Annotated in this window: 13 protein-coding genes; 4 read left to right on the forward strand and 9 right to left on the reverse strand. The window is 73.2% G+C overall.

What is annotated here, in order from left to right; translation table 11 throughout:
* The first annotated feature begins 16 nt into the window (after positions 1 to 16).
* A complete protein-coding gene (locus tag ACFWIA_RS05045) occupies positions 17 to 688 on the forward strand; it encodes a lysophospholipid acyltransferase family protein (RefSeq protein WP_387000511.1) in 672 nt (223 codons plus the stop codon).
* A gap of 23 nt (positions 689 to 711) precedes the next feature.
* Here ACFWIA_RS05045 and ACFWIA_RS05050 read toward each other — a convergent pair whose 3' ends face one another.
* Both ACFWIA_RS05050 and ACFWIA_RS05055 read right to left on the reverse strand, forming a co-directional pair.
* Entirely contained in the window at positions 712 to 2,085 is a 1,374-nt protein-coding gene (locus tag ACFWIA_RS05050; RefSeq protein WP_387000513.1) for an HEXXH motif domain-containing protein, read from the reverse strand.
* Positions 2,082 to 3,392 (reverse strand): FxsB family cyclophane-forming radical SAM/SPASM peptide maturase, encoded by a 1,311-nt coding sequence (locus ACFWIA_RS05055; protein WP_387000515.1) that lies wholly within the window; start codon positions 3,390 to 3,392, stop codon positions 2,082 to 2,084. Before ACFWIA_RS05055 ends, ACFWIA_RS05050 begins: the two co-directional genes overlap by 4 nt.
* A gap of 492 nt (positions 3,393 to 3,884) precedes the next feature.
* Here ACFWIA_RS05055 and ACFWIA_RS05060 point away from each other — a divergent pair, with 492 nt between their 5' ends.
* The 3 genes from ACFWIA_RS05060 (at position 3,885) to ACFWIA_RS05070 (ending at position 9,041) form a co-directional block, all read left to right on the forward strand.
* Entirely contained in the window at positions 3,885 to 4,067 is a 183-nt protein-coding gene (locus tag ACFWIA_RS05060) for a hypothetical protein (RefSeq protein WP_387000517.1), read from the forward strand.
* Between the two features lie 102 nt (positions 4,068 to 4,169).
* Entirely contained in the window at positions 4,170 to 7,898 is a 3,729-nt protein-coding gene (fxsT, locus tag ACFWIA_RS05065) for an FxSxx-COOH system tetratricopeptide repeat protein (RefSeq protein WP_387000520.1), read from the forward strand.
* 123 nt (positions 7,899 to 8,021) lie between these two features.
* Positions 8,022 to 9,041, forward strand: a complete 1,020-nt coding sequence (locus tag ACFWIA_RS05070) for a hypothetical protein (protein WP_387000522.1) — start codon at positions 8,022 to 8,024, stop codon at positions 9,039 to 9,041.
* Here ACFWIA_RS05070 and ACFWIA_RS05075 read toward each other — a convergent pair.
* From ACFWIA_RS05075 to argH, 7 genes are all read right to left on the reverse strand, one after another.
* Positions 8,992 to 11,601, reverse strand: coding sequence for a hypothetical protein (locus ACFWIA_RS05075; RefSeq protein ID WP_387000523.1), 2,610 nt, complete (start codon positions 11,599 to 11,601; stop codon positions 8,992 to 8,994). The genes ACFWIA_RS05070 and ACFWIA_RS05075 overlap by 50 nt on opposite strands.
* Positions 11,602 to 11,636: 35 nt before the next feature.
* A complete protein-coding gene (locus ACFWIA_RS05080) occupies positions 11,637 to 12,788 on the reverse strand; it encodes a hypothetical protein (RefSeq protein ID WP_387000525.1) in 1,152 nt (383 codons plus the stop codon).
* Entirely contained in the window at positions 12,785 to 13,711 is a 927-nt protein-coding gene (locus tag ACFWIA_RS05085) for a hypothetical protein (protein WP_387000527.1), read from the reverse strand. The genes ACFWIA_RS05080 and ACFWIA_RS05085 overlap by 4 nt, the downstream gene beginning before the upstream one ends.
* A gap of 14 nt (positions 13,712 to 13,725) precedes the next feature.
* Complete coding sequence (locus ACFWIA_RS05090; RefSeq protein ID WP_387000529.1) at positions 13,726 to 15,147, reverse strand: hypothetical protein; 1,422 nt, start codon at positions 15,145 to 15,147, stop codon at positions 13,726 to 13,728.
* Positions 15,148 to 15,667: 520 nt separating this feature from the next.
* Positions 15,668 to 17,242, reverse strand: coding sequence for an MFS transporter (locus ACFWIA_RS05095; RefSeq protein ID WP_387000531.1), 1,575 nt, complete (start codon positions 17,240 to 17,242; stop codon positions 15,668 to 15,670).
* Positions 17,239 to 17,790, reverse strand: coding sequence for a TetR/AcrR family transcriptional regulator (locus ACFWIA_RS05100; RefSeq protein ID WP_387000533.1), 552 nt, complete (start codon positions 17,788 to 17,790; stop codon positions 17,239 to 17,241). The genes ACFWIA_RS05095 and ACFWIA_RS05100 overlap by 4 nt, the downstream gene beginning before the upstream one ends.
* Before the next feature lie 170 nt (positions 17,791 to 17,960).
* Complete coding sequence (gene argH / locus ACFWIA_RS05105) at positions 17,961 to 19,424, reverse strand: argininosuccinate lyase (protein WP_387000535.1); 1,464 nt, start codon at positions 19,422 to 19,424, stop codon at positions 17,961 to 17,963.
* Between the last annotated feature and the right edge of the window lie 166 nt (positions 19,425 to 19,590).

A 19,590-nucleotide genomic window follows, 5' to 3' on the forward strand; every position in this document is an offset into this window, starting at 1 on the left:
GACCCCGGAGGGCCCGTTGTCCCGTTTCGCGCTCATCAAGGCAGTGCTCGGACCGATCATGCGCCTGATCTTCCGGCTCCGGGTGGAGGGCGCTCAGCACATTCCGGGCACGGGACCGGTCATCCTGGCGGGCAATCACCTGACCTTCATCGACTCGATGATCCTGCCGCTCGTCTGTGACCGTCAGGTGGTCTTCATCGGCAAGGACGAGTACGTCACGGGCAAGGGCCTCAAGGGCCGTGCGATGGCGTGGTTCTTCACGGGCGTCGGCATGGTTCCGGTGGACCGCGACGGCGCCCGGGGCGGGGTGGCCGCCCTGATGACGGGGCGTCGCATCCTGGAGGACGGCCGGATGTTCGGCATCTACCCGGAGGGCACCCGCTCCCCCGACGGCCGGTTGTACCGGGGTCGCACGGGCATCGCCCGGCTCACCCTGATGACCGGGGCGCCCGTGGTGCCGTTCGCCATGATCGGCACCGACAAGCTCCAGCCCGGCGGCCGGGGCATCCCGCACCCGGGCAAGGTCACCGTCCGGTTCGGCGAGCCGATGGAGTTCTCCCGGTACGAGGGCATGGACCGCGACCGGTACGTGCTGCGGGCCGTCACCGACTCGGTGATGACGGAGGTCATGCAGCTGTCCGGGCAGGAGTACGTGGACGTGTACGCCACCAAGGCGAAAGCGGCGTAAGCGCACGCGGGCGACTCCGGCTGCTACGGCCGGGTGGCCCGTAGCGGGCCGGCGTGACGACGGGCCCAGCGGCCCCGGTGGGCCCGGGCCAGCTCGGCGGCGCGGGCCGCCGCCGGGGCCGGCACCCGATGGGCCTCCAGCGCGGTCAGGGCCTCCCCCGTCCGCCGGACGAACCGGGCGCCGACGGCGGTCAGTCGGCCGCTCCCGAGCAGGGTGGCGTTGGCCTCCCGGGTGACGTCCCGCCAGCGGGCGAACTCGATCCAGGCGCGGTGCCGTGCCTCCGCTTCGGCAGCGGCTTCGAGCTGCCGCAGCCAGAACCGGGCGACGCCGAGGTGCGCGTACACGCCGTGCAGCAGACCGACGAGCGGGCGGGGGTCGTCCCGCCAGGGGGCGTAGAAGAGTTCCCCGGGGCGCTCGTCGATGAGGTCGAACAGGTGGGTGAGGGCGGCGAGCTTGTTGTGCTGGGCTTCGTGGACCAGGTCCACCGCGAGGCCGAGCACCGAGCGGGGCGCGGACATGCCGGTGCACCCGAAGGTCTCGTTGGAACTGCCGCTCAGATCGCGGGAGTCGGGCGCGAGTACCGGGACGACGGCCCGGAACACGGCCGCCACCTCCGCCAGCGGCTGTGGATGGACGCCGTGCAACAGCTGCCAGGCACCGGTGAACGTCCGCTGCCAGTGGGCCCGTTCCCCGGGGGTCAGCCGGCCGGTTCCCGGGGAGGCGGGGAAGCAGTCCGGGTCGAGGTCGTCGAGGAGCAACGGCGGGCCCCCGGCCGATGCCGCGAGGGGGTGGAGGGCGAGCCAGCCCGTGCCGCCGGGCTCCGGGTCGGCCGGCGGTTCGGGGGTCGGGGTGCCGGGCACCAGCACGGGCACGCTGACGCTGCGGCCGGCGACGGTCACGGTCGCCCCGCGCGGCCCGGTGCGCACCCGCGCCGACTGTCCGGGGGCGGCGTCCCCGAACTGGGCCGCGCCGAGGGAGGGCAGCAGCACCCGGCCGTGCCGCAGCGGGAGCGACACCTCGGTGGACAGCCCCGCGCGCAGGGCCGCCACCGCGGCGGCGGCGAGCAACCGGTCCGGTCCGCCGACGGTGGCGGCGGCCGGGTCCAGCAGGGTGTTGAGGGCGCGCAGTTGGGCCGGCCCGAAGGAGGGGTGGGTGAGCGTCTCGCGTACCGCCCCGGGGGCCGCCCGGTGCACCGCGGCCAGCAGCGACCAGGCGTCGCGGGCGGTCCGTGCGGTCGGCCCGCCGTGCCGTTCGGCGTGCGCCACCACCTCGCGGGCCAGGAGCAGCCGACGGCTGTACTGGCCGCGGCGCAGGAGTTCGACGGCTTCCGGCCCGCCGCCGCCGAGGGCGATCCGGTCGAAGAGCGCTCCGCTCACCCGGTGTCGGGGGGTGCTCATGCCGCCCCCGTCGGGGCCGGTGCCGGACGGGCCAGCAGCCGTCCCAGGTCCTGGGTCAGTCGACGGCCGACGTGGGCGATGAGGGACGCGAGGTCGGGGCAGTAGACGCTGGGGTTGGCGAAGTGCGTGCCGTCGGCCCGGTAGCGGTGGGTGACGTGGCCGCCGCCGCAGACGCGGTGCAGCGGGCAGGCCCGGCAGGTCGCCGACAGCCCGGCGAGCCCGGGGCCCGGCACGGCGGCAGGGGCGGGGGCGCCGGGCGGCGGGCGGCTCCCGGCGGGGTGCAGGGCGCGGTCGAAGGGGTCGCGCAGGACGTGCAGTCCGGTGGTGATGGCGCCGGGGTAGGTGGTGCGCAGGGTCGCGTCCCGGCCGATGGCGCCGTCGGTCTCCACCACGGCGTAACCGACGGGGGCGAGCCCGAGCCCTTCCGTCTCGGCCCGCCCGCCCAACAGCAGGGCGACCAGGTCGTCGAGCAGTCTGATCCGGGTCTCCCGCACGGGCGCGTCGAACCACACGTCGAACACCGCGGCCAGCCAGTCGGCGTAGGGCGTGGCCGGGGAGCCGGGGAGGCGGCCCGGTGGGGGCTGGGACCAGTTCCCGTGGGGCAGCAGGAAGTCGATGACGGGCGGCGCGTAGCCCAGCAGGTGGCGGTAGGTGGCGAGCGGGTCGTTGCGCGGGTCGATGACGCACAGCAGCCCCCCGAACAGGTGGCGGTGGGGCCCCTCGGTGAGGCGCCGCAGGGCGGCGGCGACCTCGGTGTGGCTGCCGCGGCCGTTCGCCCGGCGCCGGTGCCGGTCGTGGCCGGCCGCGTCGCCGTCGAGGCTGACGCCGACCCGGACGTCCAGTTCGGCGAAGAGCGCCAGGTACCGCTCGTCCAGGCCGAGGCCGTTGGTCTGCACGGCGATGTCGACGCGTTCCACCGGGACCGCGTCGAGGGCCCGGCGCAGGGCGCGGACCGCGCGGCCCAGCCCGGCGGGGCCCATCAGCAGGGGTTCACCGCCGTGCAGGACGACCTTCACCGCGGACAGGCCGTGGGTGGTGGCGTGTTCGGCGATCCGGGCGGCGGTGCGGTCGAGCACCGCGGGTGACATCGTCCTCGGCTGCCCGCGCCAACTCTGGTCGGCGCCCTCGTACATGTAGCAGTAGTCGCAGGCGAGGTCACAACGGCTGTGGATCTTGAGGATGAAGGAGTGGAAGGGCACCGTCGGGGCGGGACCCTCGGGAGCGGCACCGGTGAGGACGGCCGCGTCCCGCACCCGGGTCCCCCTCGCCCCCGGTTCGTCGGACCGGGCCGGATTCGCGTCGCGCACGGTGCGTGCACCCCTCAGGACGGTCGTGCCGGGCCGTGCTCCGACCGAAGCACAGAAAGCCCACTCAGTATTTTCAGCGGCCCTCGCGATCGTCAAGAAGGCGAATCGGCCGTCCTGTCCCGTTGCCGCCCCACCACTGGCCCGCCGGGTCGCCGGGGGTCCGCCCGGGGCGTTTGCTCGGGCGACGTCCGCACCGGCCGACGGACGCCCCGGCGCCGCCCGGGCGCAGCCGCCACCGGGCCCGGGAGCTCCTGCGGCGGCGGCTCGCTGAGGGGCGCCCCGAGATGCCGAAACCTGGTCGCTGACTGGGGGAGATGGCTACCATGTCCTTGCGTGCGTCCGCCCGTCCAGCACCCCGCACAGCCACGCACCCGCACACCCGCTCCACCGCACCCCACCGGTACGCGACGCGCATCCGTACGCGAACCGCCCCGCACCACCAGTTCCGCGGCACGGGCCGTCCCGCAGACGAGAAGGGTGGACGATCCCCACATGGCCGATCCGGCCGAGGTGCTAGACGACCTCGAATCCCTGTTGGTGGACCTCTCCGAACTGCCCTTCGAGACGGTGTCGGAGCTACCCGACTCCGCCCTCGGCTGCGCCCTGCGCAGACTCCACGAGGCCGTGCGGACCCCGGACCGCATGTTCGCCTCCCAGTACCAGGATTCCCTGTAGCGTCCCGGCCGGCGGACCCGGCAGGCGCCGGCCCCTCCGGGGCCGCGTCCGAGCCGAGCGGGGAGGACCCGGGTTCGGCAGCCCAGAAGTGGAGCGACCCCCATGGCAGTTGAGGCCGACACCGACATCCGCCCGCGCGTCACCCTGTTCTGTTCCCCGGCCGAGAACATCGGGCAGACCACGACGGTCCTCAACACCGCGCTGATCCTCGCGGAGGCCGGCCGCCGGGTCCTCGTCGTCGATCACGGCGCCGCCGGGATCGGTGCCGCCCGCTACCTCGGTGCGCTGCCCGGGCACCGACGCGAGACGCCACCGGCCGAGGACCGCGTGCCCGGCACCGACCTGCCCCGGCCCACCGTGTGGTTCCTCGCCCCGCAGGGACGGCCGGTCCGGCTGGACCTGCTCAGCGCGCGGCGCCCGGCCGACCTCGCCGACCTCCCGGTGCGACAGGGCGGCACGGCCGCGGGCCGCGCCTCCTTCGCGGAGTACGACGACGTGCTCATCGACGCGCCCGTCCCGCGGTCCGCCGACGACCGGGCCGTCCTCGCGCCCCTGCCGCACGTCCTCGCCGTCTGCTTCACCCTCAACTCCTGGCTCATCGAGAGCGCGGCGACCCTCGCCCGCGCACTGCGCAAACGGGCCGCCGGACGGCTGGGGGTGCTGGCCGTCGGGCTCAAGGCGGACAGCAGGACCAACGACCAGCTCCGCATCGCCCGCGCCCTCATCCGGGACTCCTTCGAGGGATTCAGCGACGGAGCCGGCGCCCACTACGTCGAGTTCCCCTACGACCCGCTCTACACCCAGTCCGACACCCTCGCCGTCTACGAGGAACGGCCCGCGCCGAGTGGCGACGACACGGTGGCGGGCGGCGAAGGGCTGCGTCCCGGCTTCCTCCGGCTCGCCGACGAACTCTCCCGGTCCCGCCCCGTGGAGCTGCGCCGGGTCACCCTGCTGCACACGCCCCGGCACCTGGCCTGGGCGGAGTGGATCGAGACCCAGCTCCAGGCCCGGGGCGTGCGGGTGCGCCGCTCCGGCTACGGGCTCTACAAGGGCGAACCGCCGCTCCCCGGCGGGATGCTGGTGGCGCTGTCGCCGCTCGGGGTGGCCCCGGAACAGACGGACCTGCTCGCCACCCTGTCCCACCCCGACGTCCGCATGGTGCTCGTCGACGAGGAGCCCCTGCCGCGCGGGCTGTCCCACCACGAACAGATCGTGCTGCGCCGACTGACCGAACCGGAGGCCCTGCTACGGCTGCGGCGCGGACTACGACTGCCGCCGGCGGGCGAACTCCCGGTGGCGCTCAGCCGGTTCCCGAAGCTGCCGCCGTGCAACAACCTGCACCCGCGCAACCCGGACTTCGTCGGTCGGGACGAGGTCTTCGAGGGGATCAGGTCGATGCTGGCCGCCGCCGAACGGGCCCAGGGCCACGGCGTGCTGAGCGGGTCGCCCGGCATCGGCAAGAGCCAACTCGCCCTGGAGTACTGCCACCGCTTCCCCGGCGACCACGAGGTGGTGTGGTGGGTGCGCGCGGACAGCGCGGGGGCGGCCCGGCGCAGCCTCACCCGGCTCGCCGAACGCCTCGGGGTGCCCACCGTCGGGGACGTGCCCCGCCGGGTGATCGAACACCTGCGCTCCGCCGCCGTGGGTCCCTGGCTGCTGATCTACGACGACGTGCGGGACCCGGAGATCCTGTTCGACACCCATCTGGTTCCGCGCGGCGGCGACGGCGGCCACGTGCTGCTCACCGCCCGCCGCTCGGTCGGGCTGTCCGTTCCGCACCAACTGGACGTGCCCGCCTTCTCGGAGGTGGAGAGCCGGGCCCTGTTGACCACCCGGGTGCGGGGCCTGACCACGGAGCACGCCGAACGGCTCAGCCGGACCGTCGCCCACGTTCCGCTGCGGGTCAAGCTGGCCGCGGCCTGGGTGGAGGTGCGCACGGCCCTGCTGACCTCCTTGAACCGGCCGCGCAAGGACGCCGTCGACAAGGCCGTCGCCGAGTTCGCGGACGCGTTCGTGTCCCAACAACAGGAACTGCTGGCGCTGCACAAGGAGGTCTCCCCGTCCCGGGTGGTGCTGGAGGTGGCGCTGCGCGCGCTGCGCCAGTCCCCCGGCTCCGAGGCGTGGGGGCACGAACGCGGCGACAGCACCGTCACCCGCTGGTTGCTGGAGTGCTGCGCCCTGCTCACCGGCCCGGGCGCCAGCCTGCAACTGCTGCGGTCCCCGCAGATGCAGACCGCGCTCGCCCGGCGCACCGCCGAGGTGAACGGCGACACGCCGGACACCGCGATCAGCGACGAGCTGATGGTCGACGTGGCCCTGTGGGCGATGGCCCGCTACGGCCTGATCGAGGTCGACTTCGCCCGGCAGGAGCGTCCGGTCCGGCAGCACCAGGTGCTGCGCGACGCGGTGTTGGAGCGGATGAGCGCCGCCGAGCGCCAGCAGCGCGAACACGAACTGCGGGCCGTGGTCGCCGGATTCACCCAGGCGGAGCCCCGGGGACGGGCCCTCGCCGAGTTCAGCGACCAGCAGGCCCGCCAGCTCACCGCGCTGCGGATCTGGGAGGACCCGCGCCCCGAGGTCCGCAGGCGGCTCAACGAGCACCTGGGGAACCTCGCGAGGACCCGTGACGAGCTGCGGCTGCGGGAGGTCCTGGAACTGGGCGGCCGGGCCCACAAGCACTGGCAGGAGGACGAGCCGTCCGCGGAGTACCTCCGGCTGCACACGGTGATGGCCTCGGCGCTGCGCGTCCTCGGGGAGTACGCGGAGGCGTCCCGACACGCACGGATCGCCCTGCGCGGCTACCGCTCCGCGTTCGGCGTGAACCACCCGCGGACCCTGCTCTCCGCGGACGCGTACGGGGCACTGCTCCGCGCCGACGGGCACTTCGCGGACGCCCTCACCCAGGGCAACCACGTCTACCAGCGGATGCGGGAACTCCTCGGCCCGGACCACCGGACCACCGCACAGGCCGAACACAACCTCGCGCTGTGCGAGGCGCTGATGGGCAACGTGGCCTCCGCCCTCGACCGGCTCCAGGGCCAGTTGAACCGGCGGCGGGCCATCGGCGGGCCCGACGACCCCGCCGCCTGGACGGTCCTCGTGCCCCTGGCCGCCGCCCAACGGGCACTCGGGCAGGACCGGGAGTCGTACGACCTGCTCAAGCAGTTCGTGAGCCGCAAGAGCGGGGAGGCCGGGACGGGCATCCCCTACTCGGAGATGGCGCGGGTGGAGACCGGACTGGCGGTGTGCGAACGGCGGCTCGGCAATCCGACGGGTGCCTGGGAACGCGACGGCCGGGTCCTGCGGGAGTGCCTGCGGCTGTTCGGGGCGTCGAGCCCCGTCACCGTGCGCACCCGGTTCAGCTTCGCCAGCGACCTGCACGCCCTCGGTCGTCACGAGGCGGCGCTGGAGCAGTCCGCGCTGTGCCTGAAGGCCCTGGACAGCAGCATGGGCACGGACCACCCGTACACCCATCTGGCACGCATCCGGCACGCCGTGCACGAGCGCGCGGCGGGGCGGGTGGCCGCCGCACTGGAGTGGGGCGGCCATGCGTACCGACGGCTGGAGGCCCGGCTCGGCGCCACCCATCCGTGGACCCTGGCCGCCGCTTCCGGGCTCGCCGGGACGCTCGTCGCGGACGGCGCCTACGACGACGCGGAGTGGCTGGAGGAACAGGCCCTGGACGGCTTCGAGGAACTGCGCATGACCCAGCACCCCTCCCGTGCGCTGATCGCCGCCAACCTGGTGGACACCCGCGCCCACCTGGACACGGGCCGGCCCGCGCCCGGGGTGCGGCGCGGGGACGTCGATCTGGAGCTGCCCGGTGTCTGACGCGGGCGGCCCGGAATCCGGGTGGGGATCGGCGCGGGAACGCGACACGACGGGGCAGGGGGGCGTCCGACGCGCGAGCGGGGCGGCGGACGGGAACCCGACGGCACGAGGGAGTGACGGCACGTGAGTGGGGACCACCGACCGGACGAACGGCAGAGCGCCGAACTCGTCCCGCTGTACGCGGAGCACTGGCGCCGGGCGCCGTTCGAGGAGATCAGCGACCGCTGCACGAGTGCGGTGGCGGGGTGCGCCGCCCTGCGGTCGCTCAGCTACTTCAACAACGGCGTCGTCGACTTCGTCATCCGTCCCGCCGACGCCCCGCCGCTGCCCGGCGGCCGGGAGCTGGACCTACCGATCGATGTGGAGAGCCGCCCCGGACACCAACTGGTGCTGAGCATGGAGACCTTCGACAAGGCGCTCGGGCCGCTGCTCACCGGTGCGCTGATGCGGACGGTGGTGGCCACCCCGACGGGCGGGCTGTACTGCGGCCGGGTCAAGGAGCAGCAGCACATCGTGGGCATCACCCTGCGCGGGGACGGGGTGGACGCCATGGACCGCACCCTCAACGAACTGGTGACCGACATCCGGGTCCATGTGCTGAACCGGTCGGCGGAGAACCCCGGCGGGGTGCCCGAGCAGCCTTACCACTCCCCGGACGGTTCCCAGGAGTTGCACTTCACCGCCGGCAGCCGGGTGGACGAGCCATTGGTGGCGCGGCTGCGCGGGCTGTGGCAGCGCCATCTGAACCCGGTGGACCTCCAGTACCTGGCGTACTACGAGAACTGGCACCTGGCGTGCGTGGGCGACGCGTTCGACGACACCCGGATAGGCAAGCGGTTCCTGAACATCAAACCGTCGGCGCGGCGCCGCAAGTACCGGGACGTGGCCGACCAGTTGCGCGACGACATCGCCCGGCTGCGGGACATGCTCCAGCTGGTCAGCCGGGAGCCGATGAACCGGTTGGTGCTGGACGTGGAGGAGGGGGCGGTCTACTTCCACTGGCTGCCCGGCGGGCGCAGCGGTGACTTCCTGTGCGGGGTCACCCTCGACCAGCACGAGGTGGGCAACGCCGAGCGGCGGCTGCGCGAGGTGCTCAGTGAGCTGCCGCGGAAGGTGCCGCGCCCCCGTTCCGTCCGTTGGTGACGAGCCCGAGCACGGCCGACTGCACCCGTTCGGCCAGGCTGCTCAGGACCTCGGCGACCTGACTGCTGCGCAGTTCCCGGGTGCCGCGGTCGGGGTCGGCGGGGCCGGGCGGCAGGGTCTCCGGCCTGATCTCGGGCAGCACCTCCACGGTGATCTCGAAGCTGCGGCACAGTACGAAGAGGCTGTTGCGCTCGTCGTCGGTGGGTTCGCCGTCCCCGCCGGCGACGGTGGTGAGCCAGTCGCCGACGCCGTCGCGGAAGGCCCGGAGCAGCATCCGTACGAGGGTGGTGACGCCGATCGCCTGGAACTGCGGGGCGGAGAAGGTGACGCGTTGCGGGCGCCCGTCCGGCGGGGCCATGCCGGCGGCGTCCACGCCGAGCGAGCGGCGCAGGTCCGTGGGCTCCCCCATGAGCAGGTCGAGGGCTTCGGCGGCCTCGGCGAACAGTCGCCGCACGGGTTGCGGGAGTTCGTCGCGGAGCGGGTCCGCGGCGGGGCGGCGGTCCGGGGTGAGGGCCAACCGTTCGAGGCGGGAGTCGAGTTGTTCGATGCGCTCCAGGGTGCCGGTCTGCTGGGCGGTGACCCGACCGAGGCGGGCCCGCACCTGGTCGAGGGTGCTCTCGCGTTGGGCGGACTCCAGCCGCCGGGCCAACACCTCTACGGCGTGGTCGAGTTGTTCGCCGAACCCGCTGTCGGTGACGACCACGGGCGCGGTGCGGGTGGTCTCCGCGATGCGGTCGCGCATCCTCCGGGAGACGTAGCCGTTGGCGACGACGAGGATCTCGCACTCCCCGCGGGGGAAGGCGCCGTGCGCGGCCCGGGTCACGCGGCCGATCCGTTCGACGTCGTGCGGCTCCAGTACGGAGCGGGAGGGCAGCACGCCGAGGACGGCACCGGCGCCCACCCGTACCCAGTAGGCGATCTCCCGGGTGCTCGGAAGCGGGGGGTCGCCCAGCTCCGGGGGCTGGGCCTCGCGCCGCCACTGGCCCTGGGCGAGGGAGCGTTCGACGGTGCGCAGGACGTCGACCCCGGCCCGCTGTTCGTACAGGTGGCGGACGGCCTCGTGGACCCGGGGCACGTCCACGAGGGTCTCGCTGTCGGTCGTGTCGGTGTCGACGGCTGCGTCCGCCGCGTCGGTGGGGGCTTCGGCGGCGCCTGGTGGGCCGGTCGCGCTGTCCGGTGGGGTGGCGGTGGCGGCGATCCGGCTGGCCAGGGCGTCCCGGGCGAGTTGCCACGCCTGGCGGCAGATCTTGAGGATCTCCCGGGGCACGCCGTTCGACAGCTCGGCGACCTCCGCGACGGCGTCGGGAGCGAAGGGCGCCGTGACGACGTCTCCGGTGTCGTCGTCGGTGGGCGGCACCACGGTCTGGTAGTCGGCGGGTTCAGTGGGCAGGGTGCCCGCTGCGTCTGCCGCAACTGCTGCGTCTGCTGTGCCCTCGGGGGCGCGGGCGAGGCCCGACTGCGGGTCCTCGCCCGGGCGGTCGGTGGCGGTCGGCCCGTCGTGCACACCGCTGACCCGTAGGTAGCCGCTGATCAGCCGGGCCGTCTCGGTCTCGTCGAGTCCGGTGGGCCAGATCTGGAGCACCCGCTCGTGCAGCCCCTGGGGCATCCGGCTCCAGGGCTCGGGCTGGATGCACATGACCAGCAGCCCGTCCTGGTTGACATAGGTGTTGACGAGTTTCTCGAAACCGTTCATGAACTCGCTGCGGTCGCGCTGGGGCCAGCTCAGCACGGTTTCCAGCGCATCGATGACGAGGACGTACCGCTGCCCTACGCGGCCGTGGAGGAAGCTGAACACGCAGAGCGCGTCGAACACCGCCTCGGTGCTGTCGATGGCGCCCCCGATGCCCCGGTCGCGCAGGGCCTGGCTGGGCTCCTCCGCGGTCAGCCAGTCCCACACCTCCCGTTTGAAGTCCCCCTCCAGGAGCAGGGAGAGCCCCACGGCGAACTTGCGGTGGTCGACGGCGACCCGCAGGTGTTCGCGCAGGTGCCGGTGCATCAGTTCCTTGTCGATCCCGAACGCCTGGATGACCTTGCGCGGGTCGAAGGTGCCGTCGCTCAGTCCGGCGATCACGGCCTGGTGCTGGGGCCCGATGTGGAGTTCGGCCGCGTCCGAGCTGCGCAGGAGTTCCACCACCACGTTGGCGTAGTACGCGGACACCACCCGTTCGAACGCGATGCGGGCCTCGGTGTCGTCGCGCAGGCTCAGCATGCGGTTGCGGTAGACCACCCCGAGGTCGAGGGTCGGCTGGTTGATCACCCACAGCGGGACCGAGGCGTCGGCCCGGATCGCCGCGGTCACCTCGCGCGCCATGTGGCTCTTGCCGACCCCGAAGTCCCCGACCAGGGCGACCGCCCGTCCGAGGTCACCACCGGGTCCGGGGCGTTCGAGGTAGTCCGCGACCTGGCGGCGCAGCCGGGTCAGCTCGTCCGTGACGATCGTCGGGTACCGCTTGGGCGGTCGGGCGCCCATGCGCACCGCGTCGGCGAACCCGCCCAACTGCACGACCGGGCTGAAGGGAAAGGGGTTGTCGTTGCGCAGGAAGGTGTCGGTCTGGCTCATCTCGGTGGTCCTCCCGGGGGGCCGTGCGGTCGGCTTCAGAACTCCAGGTCCGGCAGATCGTCCGAGTCCCGGCGTTCGGCGAAGCGGAGCAGTCGATTCATCCTCACCGCCGCTTCCCGATTCCGAATAGCCTCGTCCGACATGTCGTACAGGAATCCCTGTAGTTGTCTGACATTTCTGTACAGATGCCGCCCTGGGCGGTTCTGAATGACTTCCTCCGCAAAGGTAATGCTGTCCCCCGGAAGTCCATCCACCACTGTACGGCGTGTAATGAACACATCCCAGTCCTCGGCGTTCACTGACCCCAACTCCAGGAGGGTGAGGTGGGGTTGGTGCACACCCTCGAACTCTTCCTTCAGCTCTTCCCGGAGCGTGGTGTGCGAGGTCTCCAGGAAGAAGACAATGGACGGTTGGGCCCAGCTGTGGAAACTGCTGACGAACTGCGTCGTCAATCCGGAATCCAGCCATCTCATATCGGGCACGATGATCAGAAGAATGCGGCGGACGAAGTTGAGTCGGCGGCTGATGTCCTCATAGAGGTATGACAGATCATCGGCCTGCGTACGACGCTCGTCGAAACCCTGCCAGAATTCCTCGTCGGCCCTGAGCCTTTCCAATACACGGTCGGCGATCTTCCGGTTGAGTTCGTCGACACCGCTTCGGCGGCCGTTCCGCCTGCTGAATCCGTTGTCGGCGTTGCGGAATCCGCCCACGGCGATTATCTCCACGCCCGGATAGCCGTCACGCGGTAGCCAGAGCCCCGAGGCGCCCTGTGACGGCCCGGCGTCGTGCTGCCCCGTGTCGGACGGACCGTCGGGGGGCAGCCCGGCCGTGGTCGGGGCGAGCCGCCTGGCCAGGTCGTCCACGCACCGGTTGATCAGCGAGGTCTTTCCGGTGCCCGCGGCACCGCTGGCGACCACGACGTGCCCGTGGTTGCCGGCGTCGGCCAGCACCACCGGGTCCGGTCCCCGTTCCACGAAGTGCTTGAACAGTGCCTCCGTGTGGTCGACCGGCACCCACAGGTCCGCGTGGCCCCGGATCCACCAGGGTGTGAGCGGGGCGTCGGCCTCCCAGCGGACCAGGTCGCGGCGCCCGGGGCGCTCGTAGGTCACGGGTACCCCGAAGGGGTTGAACGACTCCCCGTCCTGCGGCGGACGCCGGCGTTCCGGCTCCTCGTACGGGCTCATCGGCCGTCACCCCCTCCTTCGGATCGTCCCCAGCGCCGTCGTAGCGCACGCGTCCCGGCCGACCACAGGCGCAGCGCGCCCCGGCCGGTGCGGCGCAGGTGCCACACGGCGAACGAGGCGTTCACCCCCTCGACACCGGCCACCGCGTCGGCGAGCAGTCCGCGTTGCCGGGTGGCCTCGGCACGCAACTCCTGGGCGCCGAGCGGGTGGAAGCCCCCGGCGCCGGCGCGCACCGAGGTGGCCGGTGCGTCGGACAGCGGGAGTTCCACGGCGAGGCGCTGCGCGTGTCGGCGGCGGCTCCCGGTGTCCCGCAGTCCGCGTAGTGCGGTGGCGAGTTCCGCTCGGCAGCGGGCCACTTCCTCGTGCGGGGTGGCCGCCCCGGTCTGCCAGCCGGCGAGGTAGGACTCGGCGGCGTAGGAGTAGGCGTGCACCGCGGCGGCCAGGGCCTCGTCGCGCTGTCGACGGTAGGTGGCGCCCCGTTCGACCGCGCTGCCCAGCAGGGTGAACGCGGCGGCGACGGCGGCGAGCAGCAGTCCGGTGCCCAGCGCCCCGGGGCTGTCGCCGCCGCCCTTGTCGGGTGCGTCCCCGCGGGCCGCCATGACCGTCCGGCACACCCGTCGGAAGTCGTCCGGCTGCCGGTCCGCCCACTGGGCGACGGTGACTTCGCCGTCGGCGCCCGGACCGGTGCGCAGCTCTTCGGCCGCCCCGGGCACGGCGGTGGCGACGCCCAGCCGCACGGCGGCTTCGGCGACGTCCGACCGGCGGTCGTCGGCCAGGCAGTAGACGCGGTGCAGGTCGTCCTCGCGGCTGTCGGCGCGGGCGGTCTGCGGGGGTGTCAGGGCGAGGGCGGCGCCGGCCAGGAGCAGGGTGGCGACGGCGGCGCGGAACGCGGCGGGACGGCGTGCTGCGCCCGGGTTCGTCATGGGTTCCCGTCCGGTCAGGGCCGCGCGGTGTCGGTGGCCGGCAGGGTGGGGGCGGGCGGGTCCGGGGGCGCGGGGGTCGCCGTCCGGTCCGTGCCGTGCTCGTCGGTGGCCGACCGGTGGACCGCGCGCGTGCGGTGGGGGTCGGCGGGGTCGGACGGGGGCGGGCCGGCCGGGTGTTCCAGCGGTTCGTCGTCGGTACCCGGCCGTAGGGTGCGCTGGTGCTCGGGCGGGGGACCCTCGGGGGCGCGTCGGTCGACGCGGTCCCGGTGGGCGTGCCAGCCGCGGTTGGACGCGTAGTGCAGGGTGTTGATGGTGAGGATGGCCGGCCCGACGATGGCCACCGTGCCCGGGAAGTCGGGTTCCAGGGCGAGGGCGAGGATGATCGCGGTGATGCCGTTCTGCTGGCCGAGCCCGAGGTGGACCCGGTCGGACCGGTTCAGCCCCCGGAAGAGCAACGGCGCGACGAGCAGCCCGATCAGGGCCTGCGCCGCGAACGCCGCGAGACCGAGGGCCAGGCCGCGCCACGGGGAGACGCCATGGGCGAGGAGCAGTCCGAGGACCAGCGCGGCGAGGACGAACGCGACCGAGACCGCGTGGTTGATCAGGGCCGTGTGGCGGCCGGTGCGGACGACGAGGCCGAGCACCGCGACGGCGAGCATGAGCATGGTCTGGGCGGCCACCACCAGCACCGCGGTGACCAGGAGCAGGCAGAGCAGGTCCCGCAGACCGGAGGGTCCCGGGAACGGTACCGGGGTCGCCCCTCCCTCCGGGGCGGGGGGCCGTCCGGACCGGGCGCGTGCGCGCTCCAGGGCGCGGCGCCACAGCAGTCCGGGGAGGTACCACAGGCCCACGGCGGCGGCGAGCAGCAACAGGTTCCCGCCGAGGCCGGCCGCGTAGGCGCCCGCCCCGTCCCCGACGGGCCCGGTGCCCGGGGAGCCCGAGCGGCCGGCGAGGCGGAAGGCGAGGACGGAGAAGTAGAGGGTGAGCAGGACGGTCACCGGGTCGTCGAAGGACGCCCAGACGGAGAGCAGGTTCTTGGCCCGCGGCGACATGCGACTGCTGCGGCTCATCGCGGCCACCGACAGCGGGTCGATCTGGGCGACGGCGATGCCGAGGACCAGGTACTCCGGTTCCTGGAAGGCGGCGACCATGACGGCCGCGATGAGGGCCGACTTGAGCAGGACGCCCAGGGTCACGGTGAGGACGAGGGCCCGCAGGTCGCGGCGGACCTCCCGGAGGTCGATCTCGTGGGTGCTGCCGTAGAGGCCGAGGGCGAGGAGGAGTCCGGCGAGCAGCGGGTACCAGGTCGCGTCGGTGAGCGCACGGGACCCGGTGAGGTGCCCGGTGGCGACCCCGACGGCCACGGCACCGGACGCGGCCAGGAGGACTCCGGGCAGGGCGCGCGGTTCCACGCGGCGTAAGAGGCGCTTCCTCACGAGTGGTTCCCCCGTTCCTCGTGCACGATGCGGTCGTACCGGATCAGCCCGTACCCGTGGAACCCGTGGGACGGGACCGGAACGGGAACGCGCCGGGCGGGTCGGGCGGTGCCGATCCGCGGCCGGTCGGGAGCGGACGCCGTCGGTGCGGGCGCCTCATCATGCCGCACACGGGATGCGCCACGCCCGGCTTCCGCAACTTCCCCCGCTTCCGCGTCACGGTGTCCCCTCCCCCGGCGTCGCCCCGTTCCAACATGCCCCCTGGGCCCGCGATTCTCAAGGGGCGCCGGGTCCGCGGCGGCCGACCGCCGGAGCCCACCACGGCCTGCGTCCGGCGCGTGGCGGGTCACGGGCCGGGCGTCGTCAGTGCCGTGCGCCCCCGGGCGATTCGGCTTGGGGGATACGACTCGGGCGTTTCGACTCCGGGCGTTTCGGCTCCCGAGACCGGACACCGGGCCGGCTCCCGTGTGGGGGCCGGCCCGGTGTCACCCGTCGGGGTGATGGGGCGGTTGCGTGCCGGTCAGGAGTGCGCCGGCGCCTTCACCGGTTCGTCGGCGGGGGCGGCGCCCTCCAGTTGCTGGCCCCGGAGCATGAACCAGGCGGCCACCGCAGTGACGAGGAGCACCACGGCTCCGATGCCGGCGGCGAGTTGCATGCCGTCCACGAAGGCCGACTGCGCCGCCGACACCAGGGCGTCGGCCTGTGACGGCGGCAGGGCCCGCGCCACGTCGACGGCACCGCCCAGGGACTCCTGGGCCGCGGCGGCGACCTCGGGCGGGGTGTCGGCGGGGATCGGGAAGCCCCGGTAGACACCGGTCAGGATCGAGCCGAGCAGGGCGATGCCGAGGGCGGCGCCCAGTTCGTAGGCGGTTTCGGAGACCGCCGAGGCGGAGCCCGCGCGTTCCTTGGGGACGCTGGAGAGGATGACGTCCGCGGTGACGCTGAACGCGAAGCCCGCGCCCGCGCCGACGACCAGGAGCACCACACCGAGCACCGGGTAGCCGGTGGACTGGCCGAGGGCCGTCAGCGCGGCGAGCGCCAGTCCGATCGCGGCGAGCCCCCCGCTCACCACGGCGCGCACCGAGTAGCGGCGCGCCATGGTCCCGGCGATCAGGCCGGCGACCACCGCACCGATCGCGGCGGGCAGTTCGGCGAGTCCGGCCTCCAGTGGGCCCCGTCCCTGGACCAGTTGCAGGAACTGCGACAGGAAGAAGACCGTGCCGGCCATGCCGAGGATGGTCAGCAGGTCCGCGAGGACCGCCCCGGAGAAGCCCCGGTGTTGGAAGAGCCGCATGTCCAGCAGCGGTGACGGCAGCGACAACTGGCGCCGGACGAAGAGGAACAGGGCCAGGGCCCCGAGCACCGCGGCACCGGCCGCGCCGGCCGACGGCCCGTGGGCGGCGGCCTCCTTGATCGCGTAGACGACACCGATCATGCCGACCAGGGACAGGACCACGCTGGTCATGTCCCACGGGCCCGGCTCGGGGTTGCGGGACTCGGGCAGCAGCTTGCTGCCGACCAGGACCAGGACCGCCATCACCGGCAGGTTGATCAGGAAGACCGAGCCCCACCAGAAGTGTTCGAGCAGGAATCCACCGACGACCGGGCCGAGGGCGGCGCCGGCCGAGGCGGTGGCGCCCCAGATGCCGATGGCGAGGCTGCGCTCGCGCGGGTCGTGGAAGAGGTTGCGGATCAGGGCCAGGGTGGACGGCATCAGCGTGGCGCCGGCGACGCCGAGCAGCGCCCGGGCGAGGATCAACAGCTCAGGGGAGGTGGCGTACGCATTGAGCACGGACACCATGCCGAAGGCGCTGGCGCCGATGAGCAACAGCTTCTTGCGGCCGATGCGGTCGCCGAGGCTACCCATCGAGACCAGGAGACCGGCGATGACGAACGAGTAGACGTCACCGATCCACAGCAGCTGGGTGCCCGTGGGGGCCAGGTCCTCACTGATGTAGGGCGTCGCCAGGCCCAGCACCGTCGCGTCGACCGCGACGAGCAGCACGGCGAGGACCAGAACGGCGAGGGCGATCCACCGCCCGGGCCGACGCTCGACTTCCTCCGACCCGGTGGCGGGCCGGTTCTCGCTGATCATGGGGTCACTCTCCGTCGTACGCCGCCGAGCATCATCTCGACGAGCATGGGGTGGTAGTCGTTGGCGGCGGCCCGTCCGCTGGCGATCGCCCAGGCGGCGGCGCTGACGAGGCCGTAGAACGCGTCGGTGAGCCAGGCGGCGCTCAGGTCGATCCGGAACTCGCCGTCCTCCTGGCCCCGGCGGAACAGTTCCTCGATCCGGCGGTCGAGGCGGTCCCAGCCCTCGTTCATGCCCTCGCCCTCGAACAGCTGGTTCTCGGTGACCAGGAAGGCGATCAGGCCCGCCGAGGGTTCGGATGCGGTGACCAACCGCCGGAAGGCCGCTTCGGCGGTGCCCTCGTGGAGCCTGGCCTCGTCGAGGGCGGCTTCGCACTCGCGCAGACCGAGGTCCTCCAGGGCCCGGATCAGGGCGTCGCGACCCGCGAAGTGTCGGTGCAGGGTCGCCCGGCTGATCCCGGCGGCCTTCGCCACCTCGTCCATGGTGGCGGTGGCTTTCCGGGTGAGCAGCGCGGCGGCACTGCGCAGTACTGCTTCTCGATCTACGGCCATGAGACAACCATAACCCACATGAGACATCGATGTCTCATTCTGAACATGGAAGTACCGCCCCGCTGCACGTATCGGTCCCGTGCACGTATCGGTCCGCGACACCGCTGTACCCGCACGACGAGGGGCCCGCCGGATCGGCGGGCCCCTGGGGTCGAACGGCTGGCGGCGGGTTACTCCCCGGCGCCGGCGGACTGCTCGGTACCGGCGGACGCCTCGGGCGTGGCCCAGGAACGCTGCACCGCGAGGTCGAACTTCACCTCGACGAGTTGCAGCGCCACCGCGGACGGCGCGGTGCCGCCCCGGGCGTTGCGCGCCGCGAGCGCACCGGCCACGTCCAGCACCGAGCGCACCTCGGGCGTCAGGTGCGGGGAGATCTTCGCGAACTGCTCGTCGGTCAGCTGGTCCAGCTCGATCCCCCGGGCCTCGCACTCCTTGACGCACTCGCCCGCGACCTCGTGGGCCACCCGGAACGGCACCCCGCGCTTGACCAGCCACTCGGCGACATCGGTGGCCAGCGAGAACCCGGCGGGCGCCAACTCGGCCATCCGCTCCCGGTTGACCGTGAGGGTCGCCATCATCCCGGTGAACGCCGGGAGCAGCACCTCCAGCTGGTCACAGGAGTCGAAGACCGGCTCCTTGTCCTCCTGGAGGTCACGGTTGTAGGCGAGGGGCAGCGCCTTCAGCGTGGCGAGCAGCCCGGTCAGATTGCCGATCAGCCGCCCGCTCTTGCCGCGCGCCAACTCCGCGATGTCGGGGTTCTTCTTCTGCGGCATGATCGACGAGCCGGTGGAGAACGCGTCGTGCAGGGTGACGAAGGAGAACTCCTTCGTGTTCCAGATGATGACCTCCTCCGCGATCCGGGAGAGGTCGACGCCGATCATCGCGGTGATGAAGGCGAACTCCGCAGCGAAGTCCCGAGCGGCCGTGCCGTCGATGGAGTTGGCCACCGAACCGCCTTCGAACCCGAGGTCCCGGGCGACGGCCAGCGGGTCGAGCCCGAGCGAGGAACCGGCGAGCGCCCCGGAGCCGTACGGGGAGACGGCCGTGCGCTCGTCCCACTGGCGCAGCCGCTCGGCGTCCCGGGACAGCGCCTGGACGTGGGCCAGCACATGGTGGGAGAAGAGCACCGGCTGGGCGTGCTGGAGGTGCGTACGACCCGGCATCGCCACGTCGGCGTGCGCCTCGGCGAGGCCGACCAGCGCCTCCTGGAGGTCCGCGAGCAGCCCGCCGATGATCCGGGCGTGGTCGCGCAGGTACATCCGGAACAGGGTGGCGATCTGGTCGTTGCGGGAGCGTCCCGCGCGCAGCTTGCCGCCGAGGTCGGGGCCCAGCCGCTCCAGGAGCCCCCGCTCCAGCGCGGTGTGCACGTCCTCGTCCGCGACGGTCCCGGTGAAGGAACCGTCCGCGACGTCGGCGTCCAGCCGGTCGAGTCCGGCGAGCATCCGCTCCCGTTCGTCGTCGCTGAGGAGGCCCGCGGCGTGCAGGACCCGGGCGTGGGCGCGGGAGCCGGCGATGTCGTACGGGGCGAGCCGCCAGTCGAAGTGGACGGAGGCGGAGAGTTTCGCCAGGGCCTCGGCGGGACCGTCGGCGAACCGCGCGCCCCAGAGCCGGACGTCACCGCTGTTGCTGCTCACTGCACTTGCTCCTTGGCTCTTGCGACGGGTGGTGCGGGGCCGCTCGTGCGGACCGGTGGTCGTGATGCGCCACCGCCTCCCGGCCCGGGCGGCGAGGAGGCGGTGTGCACGTTACTGGGCGGCGGCGGACCGGGGTCGCTTTCGCGCCGGGTTCCGCACGGCTCGC

This window comes from Streptomyces sp. NPDC127068, assembly GCF_042724695.1.
Taxonomy (GTDB): Bacteria; Actinomycetota; Actinomycetes; order Streptomycetales; family Streptomycetaceae; genus Streptomyces.